General features: G+C 67.6%; 16 protein-coding genes. 4 read left to right on the top strand and 12 right to left on the bottom strand.

Features of this window, described 5'->3' with window-relative positions:
* Nucleotides 1-64: 64 nt before the first annotated feature.
* Entirely contained in the window at nt 65-829 is a 765-nt protein-coding gene (locus ACWF4Z_RS19015; protein ID WP_452244385.1) for a TetR/AcrR family transcriptional regulator, read from the top strand.
* Between the two features lie 246 nt (nt 830-1,075).
* Here the strand turns inward: ACWF4Z_RS19015 and ACWF4Z_RS19010 are convergent, their stop codons facing one another.
* The 8 genes from ACWF4Z_RS19010 to ACWF4Z_RS18975 form a co-directional block, all read right to left on the bottom strand.
* Entirely contained in the window at nt 1,076-1,741 is a 666-nt protein-coding gene (locus tag ACWF4Z_RS19010) for an urease accessory protein UreD (RefSeq protein WP_452244384.1), read from the bottom strand.
* Complete coding sequence (gene ureG / locus ACWF4Z_RS19005; RefSeq protein WP_452244383.1) at nt 1,725-2,435, bottom strand: urease accessory protein UreG; 711 nt, start codon at nt 2,433-2,435, stop codon at nt 1,725-1,727. Before ureG ends, ACWF4Z_RS19010 begins: the two co-directional genes overlap by 17 nt.
* Nucleotides 2,428-3,222 (bottom strand): urease accessory protein UreF, encoded by a 795-nt coding sequence (locus ACWF4Z_RS19000; protein ID WP_452244382.1) that lies wholly within the window; start codon nt 3,220-3,222, stop codon nt 2,428-2,430. The genes ureG and ACWF4Z_RS19000 overlap by 8 nt, the downstream gene beginning before the upstream one ends.
* Nucleotides 3,222-4,925 carry an urease subunit alpha gene (locus tag ACWF4Z_RS18995; RefSeq protein WP_452244381.1) on the bottom strand — a complete coding sequence of 568 codons (1,704 nt, stop codon included), beginning with the start codon at nt 4,923-4,925 and terminating at the stop codon, nt 3,222-3,224. Before ACWF4Z_RS18995 ends, ACWF4Z_RS19000 begins: the two co-directional genes overlap by 1 nt.
* A complete protein-coding gene (gene ureB / locus ACWF4Z_RS18990) occupies nt 4,918-5,301 on the bottom strand; it encodes an urease subunit beta (RefSeq protein WP_452244380.1) in 384 nt (127 codons plus the stop codon). The genes ACWF4Z_RS18995 and ureB overlap by 8 nt, the downstream gene beginning before the upstream one ends.
* Nucleotides 5,302-5,312: 11 nt before the next feature.
* Complete coding sequence (locus ACWF4Z_RS18985; RefSeq protein WP_380176056.1) at nt 5,313-5,615, bottom strand: urease subunit gamma; 303 nt, start codon at nt 5,613-5,615, stop codon at nt 5,313-5,315.
* Nucleotides 5,616-5,808: 193 nt separating this feature from the next.
* Nucleotides 5,809-7,449, bottom strand: coding sequence for a purine-cytosine permease family protein (locus ACWF4Z_RS18980; RefSeq protein WP_452244379.1), 1,641 nt, complete (start codon nt 7,447-7,449; stop codon nt 5,809-5,811).
* 101 nt (nt 7,450-7,550) lie between these two features.
* Complete coding sequence (locus tag ACWF4Z_RS18975; protein WP_452244378.1) at nt 7,551-7,946, bottom strand: MarR family winged helix-turn-helix transcriptional regulator; 396 nt, start codon at nt 7,944-7,946, stop codon at nt 7,551-7,553.
* A 78-nt stretch (nt 7,947-8,024) separates the two neighbouring features.
* On the opposite strand from ACWF4Z_RS18975, the gene ACWF4Z_RS18970 reads away from it, so the two are divergent.
* Nucleotides 8,025-9,104 carry a substrate-binding domain-containing protein gene (locus ACWF4Z_RS18970; RefSeq protein ID WP_452244377.1) on the top strand — a complete coding sequence of 360 codons (1,080 nt, stop codon included), beginning with the start codon at nt 8,025-8,027 and terminating at the stop codon, nt 9,102-9,104.
* Here the strand turns inward: ACWF4Z_RS18970 and ACWF4Z_RS18965 are convergent.
* Nucleotides 9,101-10,456, bottom strand: coding sequence for an FAD-dependent monooxygenase (locus tag ACWF4Z_RS18965; protein WP_452244376.1), 1,356 nt, complete (start codon nt 10,454-10,456; stop codon nt 9,101-9,103). The two genes, ACWF4Z_RS18970 and ACWF4Z_RS18965, sit on opposite strands and share 4 nt — an antisense overlap.
* Nucleotides 10,457-10,538: 82 nt before the next feature.
* Between ACWF4Z_RS18965 and ACWF4Z_RS18960 the strand changes: the two genes are divergently transcribed.
* Nucleotides 10,539-11,141, top strand: coding sequence for a TetR/AcrR family transcriptional regulator (locus ACWF4Z_RS18960; protein WP_452244375.1), 603 nt, complete (start codon nt 10,539-10,541; stop codon nt 11,139-11,141).
* Nucleotides 11,142-11,198: 57 nt separating this feature from the next.
* On the opposite strand, the gene ligD is transcribed toward ACWF4Z_RS18960, so the two are convergent.
* The 3 genes from ligD to ACWF4Z_RS18945 form a co-directional block, all read right to left on the bottom strand.
* A complete protein-coding gene (ligD, locus tag ACWF4Z_RS18955) occupies nt 11,199-12,176 on the bottom strand; it encodes a non-homologous end-joining DNA ligase (protein WP_452244374.1) in 978 nt (325 codons plus the stop codon).
* A gap of 88 nt (nt 12,177-12,264) precedes the next feature.
* The gene (locus ACWF4Z_RS18950) at nt 12,265-13,392 is read right to left on the bottom strand and encodes a branched-chain amino acid aminotransferase (RefSeq protein WP_452244373.1); all 1,128 of its coding nucleotides are present in this window, start codon (nt 13,390-13,392) and stop codon (nt 12,265-12,267) included.
* A gap of 10 nt (nt 13,393-13,402) precedes the next feature.
* Nucleotides 13,403-14,671 (bottom strand): helix-turn-helix domain-containing protein, encoded by a 1,269-nt coding sequence (locus ACWF4Z_RS18945; RefSeq protein ID WP_452244372.1) that lies wholly within the window; start codon nt 14,669-14,671, stop codon nt 13,403-13,405.
* Nucleotides 14,672-14,873: 202 nt separating this feature from the next.
* Here ACWF4Z_RS18945 and ACWF4Z_RS18940 point away from each other — a divergent pair, with 202 nt between their 5' ends.
* Nucleotides 14,874-15,239, top strand: a complete 366-nt coding sequence (locus ACWF4Z_RS18940) for a hypothetical protein (RefSeq protein WP_452244371.1) — start codon at nt 14,874-14,876, stop codon at nt 15,237-15,239.
* Nucleotides 15,240-15,398 lie beyond the last annotated feature (159 nt).

The raw sequence follows: 15,398 nt of genomic DNA, 5'->3' as shown, positions 1-15,398 counted from the left end.
TATTAGATACGCTAAATAGCGTAACAGATACGCAGTATCGGTTGGCAAGCCCTAGACTGAGCCGGTGAGCTACGACGAGGTGCCGGCTGAGCTGCCCGCGGACGTTGCGCTGATGTGGCGGTTGCAGGAGGCGCCACGGCGGCGCGGGCCGAAGCCGTCGCTGACGCTGGACGACATCGTCCGGGCCGCGATCGCGATCGCCGACGAGGAGAACGACCTGGCCGCGGTCTCGATGGCGCGCGTGGCGGAGCGGCTGGGCAACTCGACGATGGCGCTCTACCGGCATGTGAAGAGCAAGGACGAGCTGCTCGTGCTGATGTCCGATGCCGCGATCCAACGCCCGCAGCCTTTGCCTTCGGACGGCGACTGGCGGGTCGGGCTGACGTTCTGGACGCGGAGCGTGATGGCCGAGATCCGCAAGCATCGGTGGTACGCGAAGCTCCCGATCTCCGGTCCGCCCGCCGGTCCGAACAATCTCGCCTGGTTCGACTCCGCCCTCGGCGCGCTGACGGACACCGGCCTGCCGGAGGAGGCGAAGGTCGGTGTGGTGATGGGGTTGATGACGTATGTGCAGGGACAGATCCGGGTCGCGTCCGACCTCGCGGCCGGGTACGGCGAGAACCCGGCCGCGTTCCGGCAGTTCGGTGCGACCCTTGCGCGCGTGGTCGATCCGCGCGTGTATCCGTCGGTCGCCCGGTTGATGGCGTCCGGAGTCTTCGACGAGCCGGTGACCTACGAGGAAGACAACCAGGAGGACTTCGACTTCGGCCTCGAGCTCTACCTGGACGGCGTCGCCGGCTTCATCGCCCGGGTTGCTCGGCCCAGCTGATTGCCGGAGCTCCAGGCCATCACAATCCACTCGCCGGATGGGCTTCAGGCGTGATGGCTGCGGTCGGTGGTGATTGTGATGGTCTGGGGATCCGTGCCTCGGCGGACGTCCACCACTCATCAACCGCGGATCGTGTGCCTGCTGGACGGGTGCTTGGGCGCTGGCCGGTGTTGTTGGTGAGTGGCGCAGGTCCGCCGGCCTTTGCACCTCCCCGACCCGTGACGGACTTCCTCTGCCAAGGCGCCCTTAGGTACGTACGAGGTCGCTTTCGTGCTGGTGGTGGACCAAGCGGCGGGCGATGGATCCGGTGGCTTCGAGTTGGAGGGTGCGGGGCGCCTCGGGGAGGCGGAAGCCGAGTGCGGTGAGAGTGTCGAGGCAGCGGGCGGATCCGAGGATCGCCCAGCCGTGCCGGGTGTCCGGATCGAGGGTCAGGTCTTCGGCGAGTACAAGGTCGTCGCCGATCCAGGCGCGGGTGGTCGTGTGCAGGGTGCCGCCGACTTCGCCGTACCGGCCGAGTACGAGTGACTCGCGGAGTTCCGCCGTACAGCCTGGGGCGAGGTGGGTGGTCGTCGAGCGGGTGACGTTGGCGTCGGCGGAGACGACGAACGGTTCGCCGTACCAGTGCAGGCTCGCGCCGTCGGTCAGCCGGATGTCGACGTCCCAGCGCGCCGACCCTCCGCGCATCCCGTACGCGACGGTGCCGGCGGTCTCGATGATCTCGAGCCGCACTGGTCCCGCAGCCACGATCTCGATGTGCACCTGATCGCCGGCGAGCAAAAGCGCGCCTGCGGCAACTAAAGCGATCCGCACGACGCCTTGTGCCGCAGGCAATCGGCGTGGTGAGAGGAGGTCGGTGCTCAGTACGCACCGATCGCGGACCGGATCCGCGGTGACCTCAATGCGCGTGGACATGAGTGATCAGCTGCCCGTCCTCGCCGACATGCGTGTGCGGTGCCATCGGACCGGGATCGACCGGGGTGTGGTCGCCACCGTGGACGATTCTGGTCATGCCGACGACCCAGTCCTTCAGCTGGGCGACGGACTGCGGGTCCGTGCGGGAGAGCGCCAGTACCGGCTTCCCGTTGCGGGCAGCCTCGGCGTCCTTCACCATCTGGTCGACGTCCACCCCGACGTACGGCGCGAGGTCGGTCTTGTTGACCACGAGCAGGTCCGCGCGCGCGATCCCCGGACCGCCCTTGCGCGCGACGTCGCCGCCACCCGCGACGTCGAGGACGAAGATCTGCGCGTCCACGAGGGCGGGGGAGAAGGTCGCGGTCAGGTTGTCGCCGCCGGATTCGACGAGTACGACGTCGAGCGGCGCGAAGTCCCGTTCGAGGTCTTCGACGGCGATCAGGTTCGGCGTCACGTCGTCGCGGATCGCGGTGTGCGGGCAGGCGCCGGTCTCGACGGCGCGGATCCGTTCCGGATCCAGGACGCCGGCCGCGCGCAGCAACCGGGCGTCCTCGTCGGTGTAGATGTCGTTGGTGATCACGCCGATCTGGAGCTCGGCGGCCAGTTCGCGGCAGACGGTCGCGATCAGCGAACTCTTCCCCGTGCCGACCGGGCCGGCGACGCCGAGGCGGAACGAACGCGTCTTCTCAGGCATGGAACAACCTCATTCTCTGGATCGAATGGTCGTGGGCGAACAGGTCGATCAGGGGTGCGCCGTTCGCGGGAATCTTCTCGAGCTCCGTCAGCGGCGCGACCTCGGTCACGAGCTGCTCGATGTCGTCGCTGATCGACGCCACCCAGCTGGCCGCGTCGGCGGGGTCTACCGGGAGCAGCTTGAGTGATGCGGACACGACTGTCTGGACGTCGTCGTACGCGACAACTCGGGCGACTTGCTCGGCCGACAGCGCGTTGACCGCTCCGATGACGCCGACCACGATCGGCCGCGGAATCTCGGTGTCCGGCGCCAGATGTTTCAGGACCTCTGGCCAAACCCGCGCGGCCAGGCGCAAATACGCCCGGCCTTGTCGCCGAGACACGCCACGCAACACATCGCTAGGGGTCCGAGCAGCCCACGCCGCCTCCACCATCCCCACGTTCTGCGCCGCCCCGGCTCGTCCTCCGAGTCGTGGATCGAGGTTCGGTACGGCCGGATTTTCGAGTCGCGATCCACGACTCGACGTACCGGCCCCGGACCAATCCGCACGACTCGATGGGGCAGTGTTGGTGAGGGTGACGTGGCGAGCCAGGACGGCGACGGCGGCCTCGACGCGGGTGACGGTGCGCAGACGATCGCGGGCGTACGTCGGAACCTCCGCGAGTTGCTTGCCCTCGGCACCCAACCCGGCCCGGACGGCCGGCTCCAATCCGGCGGACTGCGTGTGCCCGCCGGTCGGCAACCTCGCGTCCGCCAGCATCAGCGCGACCACCTCGGCGCTGGACATCAGAACATCGCATAGAGCTGGGCCAGCGGCAGAACCTCCGCCGGCGCGGGCTCAACCAGGTCCCCGTCGACCTCGATCGCGAATGTCTCCGGATCGATGTCGATCGACGGCAACGCACTGTTGTTCTTCATGTCCGCCTTGCCGATCTCGCGCGTCGGCCGTACGCCCAGCAGCCGCCGACGCAGGCCGAGCCGTTCGGCCAGCCCATCGTCCAACGCTGCCGGAGAGACGAACGTGAACGAGAGGTCGGCCCCGATCGCGTCCCCGAACGCAGGTCGCATCAACACCGGCTGCGGGGTCGGGATCGACGCGTTCGGATCACCGAGCGCTGCCCACGCGATCGCGCCGCCCTTGATCACCAGGCTCGGCCGCACCCCGAAGTACCGCGGATCCCACACCGTCAGGTCCGCCAGCTTCCCGACCTCGACGGACCCGACCTCGTGATCGATGCCGTGGGCAACCGCTGGGTTGATGGTGTACTTCGCGACGTACCGCCGTACCCGCTCGTTGTCGGCCGGAAGACCGCCGTCGAGCGCGCCACGCCGGTTCTTCATCACGTGCGCGACCTGCCAGGTCCGCGTGATCACCTCGCCGATCCGGCCCATCGCCTGCGCATCCGACGAGGTGACCGAGAGCGCACCGAGGTCGTGCAGGATGTCCTCGGCCGCGATCGTCGTCGCCCGGATCCGCGACTCGGCGAAGGCGAGGTCCTCGGGAACGTCCGGGCTCAGGTGGTGGCAGACCATCAACATGTCGAGGTGTTCGGCGACTGTGTTCACGGTGTGGGGGAGCGTCGGGTTCGTCGAGCCGGGGATGACATGCGGGTACGACGCGATCGACAGGATGTCCGGCGCGTGGCCGCCGCCCGCGCCCTCGACGTGGAACGCGTGGATCCCGCGACCGGCGATCGCGCCCAGGGTGGACTCGACGTACCCGGCCTCGTTGAGGCTGTCCGCGTGCAGGGCCACCTGAAGACCCCACTCGTCGGCGGCCCGCAGCGCGGAGTCGATCGCGGCCGGCGTCGAACCCCAGTCCTCGTGGACTTTGTACCCGGCCGCGCCCGCGAGTGCCTGCTCGGCGAGGGCCTCCGCACTGACCGTGTTCCCCTTGCCGAGCAGGAGGATGTTGAGTGGGAGATGGTCGAGGCTTCGATGCAGTTTCTCCAGGTGCCACGCGCCAGGGGTGACGGTAGTTGCCTTCGACCCCTCACTCGGCCCGGTCCCGCCGCCGACGATCGTGGTGATCCCGGTCGCCAGCGCCTCGTGTAGTTGGGACGGGGAGAGCAGGTGCACGTGGGAGTCGATCGCACCCGCGGTGAGGATCCGGCCCTCACCCGCGATCACGTCCGTCGACGGGCCGATCCGGAGATCCGGGTGTACGCCGTCCGCGATGTCCGGATTCCCCGCCCGCCCGAGCGCGACGATCCGCCCGTCCCGGATCCCGACGTCGGCGCGCACGATGCCCCACCAGTCGACCACGAGCACGTTCGTGATGACCGTGTCCGGGGCACCCTCCGCGCGGGTCGTCGTACCTTGCGCCATCGACTCCCGGATCGACTTCCCCCCGCCGAACACAACCTCCTCCCCACCGACGGTGAGGTCCTGCTCCACCTCAACCCACAGGTCGGTGTCGGCCAGGCGCACCTGATCGCCCACGGTCGGCCCGTACAGCGCGGCGTAGGCGGCCCGCGAGATCTCAACCACGATCCACCTCGCTGGGGGAGTCCGGCTTCACCTGGATGCCCGGCACCAGCCGGTTGCCCTTCAAGGCAACCAGGTTCACCTCGCGGGAGGCGCCTGGTTCGAACCGTTGGGACGTGCCGGACGGGACGTCCAGCCGGAAGCCTTGTGCGGCTTCACGGTCGAACGACAGGGCGGTGTTCGCATCCGGTAGATGCAGGTGCGAGCCGATCTGGATCGGCCGATCTCCGGTGTTCACGATCACCAGTCGTAAACGTTCGTCGTCCGAGCGGTCGGCGTTCAGGACGATGGTGCCCGGTGCGGTGCGAATCGCCCCTGGGCCGGGGGTGCCGGATTGCGCCCCCTGACCTTCATTGCTAAGTCTATCGTCGCCAGGCATCGGATCCGCCTTCAGATTATCGGGTTGTGGATAGTGACGAGTTTGCGGCCGTCCGGGAAGGTTGCTTCGACCTGCACGTCGTGCAGGAGCTCGGCGACGCCCGGCATCACCTGATCCCGAGTCAGGACTGTCCGTCCGGACTCCATCAGGTCGGCGACGCGGGCGCCTTCGCGGGCTCGCTCGATCACCCAGGTGCTCAGAAGGGCCACCGCTTCGGGGTGGTTGAGCAGCACCCCCCGGGCCAGCCGGTCGCGGGCGACCATGCCGGCCACGGAGAGCAGCAGCTTCTCGACGTCTGCGGGAGTGAAGTTCATCGGTGACGCGGGGTTTCTCCGCCGGCCGGGCCGGAGTGCAACCCCCGCTGGCTCCCTTCGCGATTGAGGTGCGGCTTGACAGGACGTATATGTCCACTGCCGTAACCGCCCACCGGGCGGTTCGGCAACTCACCGACCGGTGGGCGTATACGTCCTGTCCAGCTGTACGGTTTCGTGGGTCGTCGAGTGACAATCACGACTGCAAAGGTAGAACGTGGTCGGACACCTTGTCTGTGCTTAGGCACAGTGAGCAGACAGCCGCGTCGTGGGTCTCGCACGCGGTCATGTCGGGGCGCTCGTAGTCCTGCCGGCACACGTGACACGTCAGGACGGCGCCCGACGGGTTCCCGTGTTCGTCGTACATCGGCAGGTCGAGACCGTCGTCAGTACGCCGCAGGTAGTACTTGCCCTGGGTCGCCACGGCCAGGATCGGCGGCAGTACGACGGCGAGCCCGATCGCGACGAGCGGTGAGTACGGTTTGATCCCGTCGCCCAGACCACCGAAGAAGACCAGGATCGACACGCCGGCGGCCACCGCCATCGATACGAATCCGACCGGATTGACGGCGTACAGCATGCCCCGGCGGAACTCTGGCGCTTTCGGCGACAACCGAAGCAGGTACTTGTTGAAAACGATGTCGGAGGCAACGACCACGATCCAGGCCATCCCGCAGTTGGCGTAGAAGCCGAGGATGGTGTTGAGGAAGTCGAACATGTTCGCTTCCATCAGCACCAGCGCGATCACCAGGTTGAAGGCGAGGAACACCAGCCGGCCGGGATAGTGCCGGGTCAGCCGGGTGTAGGAGTTCGTCCACGCGAGGGAGCCCGAGTACGCGTTGGTCACGTTGATCTTGACCTGGCTGATCACGACCAGTACGACGGCCAACGTCATCGCCAGCCACCCCGGCAGGAAGCCGCGGTAGATCTCGAGGAACTGATGCACCGGCTGGTTCGCGATCGCGGAACCGTCGGCCACCTGGGCGATGATGTAGACCGCGAGGAACAGCCCGATGACCTGCTTGATCGCGCCGAAGATCACCCAGCCCGGGCCGGCCAGCAGGACGGCGGTCCACCATTTGCGCGAGTTCTCCGGTGTCTTCGGCGGCATGAACCGCAGGTAGTCGATCTGCTCGGCGATCTGGGCGATCAGCGACAGGCAGACACCGGCCGCGAGGAGCATCGACCCCAGGTCGGCATCGGGTCCGTAGTCGAAGAACGTCGAGACCGAGGAAGGGTGCGATACGACCAGGTACACGAACGGCAGCACCATCAGGATCAGCCACAGCGGCGTCGTCCACACCTGCAGCGTCGACAACACCTTCATCCCGTAGATCACCAGCGGGAAGATCACCAGCGTCGAGACCGCATACCCGAGCCACACCGGGATCTTCAGCCCGAGATGCAGACCCTGGGCCATGATCGAGCCCTCGAGCGCGAAGAAGATGAACGTGAACGACGCGAAGATCACGTTCGTCACCACCGAGCCGTAGTACCCGAAGCCGCTGCCGCGGGTGATCAGGTCGAGGTCGATGTTGTACCGCGCGGCGTAGTAGGCCAGCGGTAGTCCGGTCACGAAGATCACCACGGCGAAGATCCCGATACCCCACAGGGCGTTCGTGGTGCCGTAGGAGATCCCGATGTTCGCGCCGATCGCGAAGTCGGCGAGGTAGGCGATGCCGCCGAGGGCCGAGATCGCGACCACGCCGGTCGACCACTTGCGGTAGCTGCGCGGCGCGAACCGCAGCGTGTAGTCCTCCAGCGTCTCCCGGGTCGCGGCCGTCTGGCCGGCGGCCCGGGGTGGGGCATGGTGGTCGAGCGAGGGTTCAACAGTCATGGCGGGACTCCTGCGGCACCTTCGAACGAGCGGTGCTCCGGCATACCGGCGACGCTGCCGGGGGGGATGCACCCGAATGGAAGGAACCTAGGAACGGGGTGTTACCGCTGTGTTGCCGAGCCGCTACGTTCGTGTATTTCCATCTGGAAGTAATCCGCGAGGTCGGCTTCCAGGCTGCGCTGGGCGGTCGTGAGGCGGTCGGCGACGGTCGCGCCGACGGGCGTGAGCGCGGTGACGATGCGACGCTTGTCGTCGGCGTGGATGCGCCGCAGCACCAAGCCTCGCTCGACCAGCTTGTCGACGTGCCGGGTCAGGCTGGCGGCCGCGAGTACGGCGGAATCGGCCAGCGCCGACATCGGTTGCCCAGGCTCCGCGTGCAGCGCCGACATGATCCGCCACTGCTCGATCGTCAGCTCGAACTCGCCGAGCAGCGGCTGCAGACCGAGCTCGAGTTCGCGCTCGACCCGCTTGAGCAGCAGGAGCAGGCTTGTCGGCATCGCACCCCTCCGTCCTAGGTGGTGGGAAATATAGCCGTTCGCTCGGAGATCCGCCTCCGGTTGCGCCACACTGACCAGATGAACGGCCCAAGGAGGCACGCCGACGTGGTGTCGATCGCCTTCGTGGTGCCGCAGCAGGGACCGACCGGGATCTACGGGCCGTCGTGCCTGGCCTGCGGTCAGCTCGCGGTCGAGCAGTTGAACGCGCGAAACGGTATCGCCGGCCGCCGGATCGAGCTCGTCCACGTCGACGCCGGCCGTTCGCCTCAGGTCGTCGCCGAGGAGGTCGGCCGGTTGGTCGACAGTGGCAGGGTCGACGCGGTCGCCGGCTGGCACATCTCCGCCGTACGGGTCGCGCTTGCCCGGCGGATCGGCGGGCGGGTTGTTTACGCGTTCGCGGCAATGCACGAAGGCGGCGACGACACGCCCGGTGTCTTCCTGCTCGGCGAACGTCCGGTGAACCAGTTGCTGCCGGCAACGCATTGGCTGCGCGAGCATCACGGCGCCCGACGCTGGGTTGTCGTCGGCAACGACTACGTCTACCCCCGGGTGACCGGGAGTGTGGCTCAGGAGGCCTTACAGGGAACGGGTTCCGAGATTGTCGGCGCCGAGTATGTTGCGCTCGGCACCACGAACTTCGAGCCGGTGATCAAGGGGCTGATGGCAACCAAGGCTGATGGGGTGATCATGCTCCTGATGGGCCAGGATGCGGTTCACTTCAACCGTCAGTTCGCCCGGGCCGGACTGAGTGAGGATCTGCTCCGCCTGAGCCCCGCAATCGAGGAGAACACGCTCCTCGGCGCCGGCCCGGCGGCCAATCACGGTGTCTACGCGGCCGCGGCGTACTTCGATGGTCTGGAGACTGTGGAGAGTGGCGAGTTTGCTCAGCAGTACTACGCCCGCTACGGGCAGTTCGCTCCAGCCTTGAATGCCGTCGGCGAATCCTGCTACGAGGCGATCCGCTTCCTCGCCCGCCTCGGGGAGGTGAGCGGCACGATCGCGATGTCCTCGGTCGCCGCTCTCCCCACCGGCCACTTCTACGACAGCCCCCGCGGTCTGCTCCGCCTCGACGGCAATCTGGTCGACCAGGACGTCTACCTCGCCGCCGCCGACGGCCTCGAATTCAAGATCCAGGAGCAGATCGCCCACACCGCCTAGCCGATGTAGCCGTCGGAACGGATCAGGATCTCGTCGCCGTCGGTCGCGTGGTAGTGCACGAAGGCCTCGGGAGAAGTCTCGCGGGTGAGGTCGACGGTGTGCGGGTGGGTTGCCGGAGTGGTGGGGGAGAAGCGCAGAAGGGTCTCGTGCGGGCCGCGGAAGAGCTCGAAGAGACGGGTCTTGTTGCCTGCGGCATCGACCAGTGGGGAGTCGGGAGCGCGGTCGCCGGACGCGATCGGGCTGGTGTCGGACAGGTCGCGGTACGAGACGTCGAGCTGGCGGGTGTTCTCGCCGCGTTCCATGGCGGACACATCACCCTCGAGGTGCCGCTGCATCAGGTCGTCGGAGATCCCTAGCACCCGGGCTGCGTTGGTGCGACGCTCGGTCTCGTACGTCGCCAGCACCTCTTCGCGACCGTCCGCGAGCTTCCAGCCGAGGTTGTAGGCGTCCTGGACTCCGGTGTTCAGGCCCTGGCCGCCGGTCGGCGGGTGCACGTGGGCGGCATCGCCGGCGATGAAGACGCGACCGACCCGGAACCGCTCGGCGAGCCGGACGTTCGGCCGCCAGACAGTCGACCAGGTGAGGTTGCGGAGTTTCGCCGTACCGGGACCTGCGTAGTGGTCGACGAGCTTCTGCAGACCCTCGAGTGAGGTGTCGGGGTTGTCGTTGTCGAGCGGAGCGCCGAACTGGAACTGGTCGCCGCCGGAGAGCGGGGTGAGGGCGATTCCCTCCATCGGGTTGTCCTGTCCGGCGAACCAGTAGCCGTACTCGTGGTCGAGCCCGTCGGCGGACATGTCGCCGAGCAGCATCCGGATCGACTCGTCGGTGGTCCCCTCGAACGCGATCCCGAGGTGCTTGCGGACGAAGCTCTTGCCGCCGTCGGCGCCGACCAGGTAGTCGGCCACGACGGTCTCGCCGGTGGAGAGTTCGACGGTGACCGAGTCGGCGTCCTGGCTGAATCCGACGATTGCCGTGTCCAGTTCGACGGCCACGCCGTACTCGGAGAGCTTGTCGCGCAGGAGGTCCTCGGTCTTGGACTGGCCCAGGAACCAGGCGTTCGGGTACGGAATGTCCGCGGTGGGCTCGACTGGCTCGGCCATCCGCCGCTCGTCGACCAGTTGGCCGCCGAGGTAGATCTTCATCAGCGGCATCGAGCGTCCCTGCCGGAACACCTCGTCCAGTACGCCGAGGTCCTCGAACACCTCCTGGGTCCGCGGCTGCAGTCCGTCACCTCGCGACCCGTCGAAGAACTCGGTCGCCTTGTCGATCAGGCGTACGTCGACACCGCGCCGGGCGAGGTCGATCGCCAGCGTCAAGCCGGTCGGTCCGGCACCGGCAATCAGAACGTTCATGTGGTCTCCTTGGATGAATTATGATTCACTGAATTCGGATTCAGTTTGGGCCTGACTAGGGTTCGGTGTCAAGGAGGAACTTGTGACGGACACGGTGAGCCGACGGGAACGGGCGGCCGGAACCGAAGCCGCGCTGAAGCAGGCCGCGCGGGAGGTCTTCGCGGAGCGCGGGTACCTGACCACGAAGATCACCGACATCACCGCGGCCGCAGGCCGGGCGACGGGGTCGTTCTACAACCACTTCGCGAGCAAGGAGGAGTTGCTCGAGGCGCTCCTGAAGGACATGCTCGCGTCGGCCGACGAGCTGGTGCTCGACTTCGCCGGTCACGACGAGGACTTCAGCAAGCTGTCAGCGGTCCGCTGGCACGTCGTGGCGTTCTGGGCGTTCTACCGGGCGCATCTGCCGGAGATGATCGCGGTGAAGCAGGCCGCGATGGTCGACCCGGAGCTCGGTCGGCGGTTGCAGGAGATCATGGCCGACGACGACCAGCACATGATCGATCACTTCGCCCACCTGCCCACTCCGCCTGCCAATCCCACGGTCGCGATCTCCGCGATGAACGCGCTGATGGAGGGCTTCGCCTACACCTGGCTCGTGGTCAACCCGGCCAGCGGCCTGACCATCACCGACGAAGAAGCCATCGACACCCTCACCGACCTCCTCCACCACGGCCTGGCCGGCTGAGGCGCTTACTCCTCCGCCTGGCCGAGGCGTTACACCACCACCGCGCGGCCGAGGCGTTCACTCCTCGGGTGGGGGTGGTTCTTCGGCGCCGTCGCGTTCGTCCCGTGCGGCCCACTCCATCAAGGTGTCGAGGGAGTAGACGTTGTCGTCGATGGACTCGTGCAGATCGCCCAGCTCGGCGAAGCGGGGCGGGACGGTCTGGATGGTGAAGTCCTTCGGGTTGACGTCGTCCACCTCGTCCCACCGGATCGGCGTCGAGACAGTGCCTTCGGGGTTGCCGCGAACCGAGTACGCGCTGGCGATCGTGTGATCCCGTGCATTCTGGTTGTAGTCCACGAACAACTTTTTCGGGTCACGATCCTTGCGCCACCACGTCGTGGTCACGTCGTCCGGGGCGCGCCGTTCGACCTCACGGGCGAAGGCCAGGGCAGCACGTCGTACGTCGGAGAACCCGTACGACGGCTCCACGCGCACGTAGATGTGGATCCCCGAACCGCCGGACGTCTTCGGATACCCGACCGCGCCGAGCTCTTCCAGCACTTCATGAGCGACGTGGGCGACCCGGCGGACGCGATCGAACGGGCAGTCCGGCATCGGGTCGAGGTCGATCCGCCATTCGTCCGGCTTCTCGGTGTCGGCACGGCGCGAGTTCCACGGGTGGAACTCGACGGTCGACATCTGCACCGCCCACGCCACGTGCGCGATCTCGGTCACGCAGAGCTCGTCCGCAGTCCGGTTGTAGCGCGGGAACTTCACCCGCACGGTGTCCATCCACGGCGGCGCCCCATGCGGCAACCGCTTCTGATGCACCTTCTCGCCCGCGACGCCCTCCGGGAACCGGTGCATCATGCACGGCCGCTCCCGCAACGCATTCACAATCCCGTCGCCGACCGACAGGTAGTACTTGACCAGATCCAGCTTCGTCTCACCCCGGGCAGGAAAGTAGACCCGATCCGGATTCGAGATCCGCACCGTCCGCCCCTCGATCTCCAACTCGATCGCAGGACTCTTCGCCTTCCCCTTGGACTCAGCCATGCCCACAACCTAATCCCAGCCTGGGACAACTAGCACTAGGCGTGCCTCGCGATCCCACGCCTAGGCCGCGGGATCGGGAGGACCCGTCCTAGGTCAGTCGGGTCAGCCAGCCGTGCTGATCGAGGATGCGACCGTACTGGAGGTCCAGGAGGGTGTTGCGGATCGACTGGGTGACTGGGCCGACGCCGTGGTCGACGGAGTGGTCGCCGATGGTGAGGTCGCCGTCCGGCCAGGCGACGCGGCCGATGGGGGTGATGACCGCCGCGGTGCCGGAGGCGAAGACTTCGGTGATCTCGCCGTTGCGGACGCCGTCCTTCCACTCGTCCGCGGAGACCTGGCGCTCCTCGACCGTGTGTCCGAGGTCCGCCGCCAGCTCGATGACCGAGTCGCGGGTGACGCCTTCGAGGATCGAGCCGTTGAGGGCGGGCGTGACGAGGTGGCCGTCGGCGTACACGAAGAAGAGGTTCATGCTGCCGATCTCCTCGAGCCACTTGTGCTCGACGGCGTCGACGAAGGCGACCTGTTCGCAGCCGTTGGCGACCGCTTCGGCCAGTCCGGCCAGGCTGGCGGCGTAGTTCCCGCCACACTTGGCTGCGCCCGTCCCGCCGGGGGTGGCGCGGATGGTCGACATCGTCAACCAGATCGAGACCGGTTTGGGGCCGGTGCCGAAGTAGGGACCAGCCGGTGAGGCGATAACTCCGAAGAGCACCTCATGCGCCGGCCGCACACTCAGCGCCGCCTCGGTCGCGATCATGTACGGGCGCAGGTACAGACTCGTCTCGCCGTCCGCCGCGGACGGAACCCATGGCTCGTCCACTGTCACCAATGCGCGCAGCGCCGTCAGGAACGCGTCCTCGGGCACCTGCGGCAGTGCGAGCCGCTGGGCGCTCGCCGTGAACCGGGCCGCGTTGCGCTCCGGCCGGAACGCCCAGACCGAACCGTCCGCGTGCCGATACGCCTTGAGACCCTCGAAGATCTCCTGCGAGTAGTGGAATACGGCGGCAGCCGGGCTGAGGGTGAGTGGCGCGTACGCCGTCACCTTCGAGTCATGCCATCCCCGGTCGACCGTCCAGTTGGCCACGACCATGTGGTCCGTGAACGCCTGCCCGAACGAGGGCTTCGCGAGCACCTCGGCCCGAGCCTCCGCGCTGGCCGGATCACTCCGCAACTCGACCGGAAAGTCCCACGTGCCTGGTGCCGTCGTCTCTGCTGTCACCTTGCGCACGCTACCCCCGCCACTCACTCGACCACGACCCGCTGCCCACACTCCGGCCACGCTGGTATGCCTTGCGCTCCAGCAGCACCTCCAGATCTCGCACCGCGGACAGTCCGGGCTCACGCTCTCGCGTCGCCGACAGCACTCGATGGGCATCGTCGTACAGGTAGTAGGTGTGCCACTCGTCGGGAAGCTCGACCAGCACCCGCATGGCCACGGCCAGCGCGACGGTGACCTCACCATCCACGGCAAGACACTCCGCCTGGGCCACCTGCAGCCTCGCGCGCTCACCCACCCGCTCCTCCGGACACAACTCCACCGCACGTCCCAACAGCAGGCACCCGGCCGGCCCGTACCCCAGGCCGGCGCACACTCGACCCTCCAAGCCATGCACCTGGTACGGCGCGAGGTCCTGCGTGGTTGCCGAAGGCAACGCATCCGAACAACTCAGCAACTCCTGGAGAGCACGGTGTGCTTCGGCCGCTTCACCCATCGCCGCAAGCACTCGTGCACGCAGCGCATGAGCCCGTACGACGATGCTGAGGCGGACCCGCCCGTGGTGCGCGAGCGCCAACGCCTCGTCCGCCAGCTCCAGCAGGTGTGGCAAAGGCCGCCGCTCCGCCATCCCACTGACCGCTTCGGCCACGCGCACCTCGCTGCGCAGCCAGCCCTCGCCCGAGTCGTCCGCGACCGCGCGCCCGGCCCACCACCAACGGGTCGCACCACGTGCCTCGCCGAGTGCGGTGAGCGTCTCGGCGATCAGCACACACTGTCGCGTGACTCTGGCGCTGAACGCTGTCACGCCGTCCGGCCCACGGGCCTGCAGCAACCGCAGCTCGCTGACCAACTCCGGCAGCAGTGCGCCCGGCGGAACGCTCTGAGGGTCTGCATCCTCGTCCACTCCGCTGCACCCACCGGCCAGCTCCTGCCACGCGGCTGCCAACGGATCCATCGGAAGGTTGTCGACGGGAGGACGCCTACGGGGTGGCTCGCTGTGTGCTTCGGCGTACAGGGCGGTGAGCTGCGTGCCGGTGCCGAGCTCGCGGTCGCAGAGACGCGCCAGGTCGGCGGATCCCAGGCGTTGGCCGCGCTCCACCTGCGAGAGATAGCTGTGGTCGTACCCGACGCGGCCTGACAGTTGCCGCAGGCTCAAGCCGACCGCCTGCCTGCACTGCCGCAACTGCGCGCCGAAGGCTGATGGGCCCCCAGCAGCCTTGGTGGAAGCAGTCTTCCCGGACCTCTGCGTAGTACTTGCCTTGGTCAACCTTGTGTCAGCCACAGGATGCCCCCGTTCGTGCTGCGAGCCCTCCGGCCCGCTCACTGGTCCGCCTGGTGGTTGCGGTGCGTGGTGATGAAGTTACAAGGCCCCATCGACAAAACCAGCCCAAGTGGGGAGTCAGGGGTGTGGGCTGTTCTCACAGCCCACAGACCACACCTGTTGTGCACAGTGGGCGCTGGGCGACGCTTCAGAGGTGAACACGATGCAGCGACAGGCTCGCCTCTTCCGTCTGGTCCGCCACACCGACACGTCCGCAGGCAGCGACAGGTCCGCAGCCACCGGCATCTTGGCCGAGGGCGTGGAGTGGTCCGACGGTGCCGTTGCGCTGAGGTGGCGCGGTCCGTGGCCGAGCACGTCGACCTGGGACGGCGGGATCGAGTCTGTGCTGGCAGTTCACGGCACCGGCGGTCGCACCCGGATCCACTGGCTCCCCAGTGCGCCCGCCGTTCCCGGCAAGACGCCGCCACCGGCCGAGTCGCTGGAGACGGTCTGGCTGCCGGCCCCGGGCGTCGACGGCCGCTGCTCCCGCTGCGGTCGCCCGTGGCCCTGCCTCAGCTGCGGCCCCTGACCCAACTGCGGCCCTGAACGGCTGCGGCCCCTGACCCAACAGCGGCCCTGACCGGCGGTGGTGTGACGGGGATCACTTCCCGATCTGGATTGCATTGAGCAACTCAGGTGTTCTGGGTTGCATCGAGCAACTCAGCAGCATCACCGGAAGGAACCCCCG

The organism is Kribbella sp. NPDC055071, assembly GCF_053608045.1.
This window is presented reverse-complemented; position numbering and strand designations above follow the sequence as displayed.

Excerpts from the sequence above, each read along its gene's own strand:
- ligD (WP_452244374.1), bottom strand. The coding sequence starts at position 12,176 with ATGGCTGAGTCCAAGGGGAAGGCGAAGAGTCCTGCGATCGAGTTGGAG.
- ACWF4Z_RS18985 (WP_380176056.1), bottom strand. The coding sequence starts at position 5,615 with ATGAACTTCACTCCCGCAGACGTCGAGAAGCTGCTGCTCTCCGTGGCC.
- ACWF4Z_RS18970 (WP_452244377.1), top strand. The coding sequence starts at position 8,025 with ATGAACGGCCCAAGGAGGCACGCCGACGTGGTGTCGATCGCCTTCGTG.
- ACWF4Z_RS18975 (WP_452244378.1), bottom strand. The coding sequence starts at position 7,946 with ATGCCGACAAGCCTGCTCCTGCTGCTCAAGCGGGTCGAGCGCGAACTC.
- ACWF4Z_RS18980 (WP_452244379.1), bottom strand. The coding sequence starts at position 7,449 with ATGACTGTTGAACCCTCGCTCGACCACCATGCCCCACCCCGGGCCGCC.
- ureG (WP_452244383.1), bottom strand. The coding sequence starts at position 2,435 with ATGCCTGAGAAGACGCGTTCGTTCCGCCTCGGCGTCGCCGGCCCGGTC.
- ACWF4Z_RS19000 (WP_452244382.1), bottom strand. The coding sequence starts at position 3,222 with ATGTCCAGCGCCGAGGTGGTCGCGCTGATGCTGGCGGACGCGAGGTTG.
- ACWF4Z_RS18965 (WP_452244376.1), bottom strand. The coding sequence starts at position 10,456 with ATGAACGTTCTGATTGCCGGTGCCGGACCGACCGGCTTGACGCTGGCG.
- ACWF4Z_RS18940 (WP_452244371.1), top strand. The coding sequence starts at position 14,874 with ATGCAGCGACAGGCTCGCCTCTTCCGTCTGGTCCGCCACACCGACACG.
- ureB (WP_452244380.1), bottom strand. The coding sequence starts at position 5,301 with ATGCCTGGCGACGATAGACTTAGCAATGAAGGTCAGGGGGCGCAATCC.
- ACWF4Z_RS19010 (WP_452244384.1), bottom strand. The coding sequence starts at position 1,741 with ATGTCCACGCGCATTGAGGTCACCGCGGATCCGGTCCGCGATCGGTGC.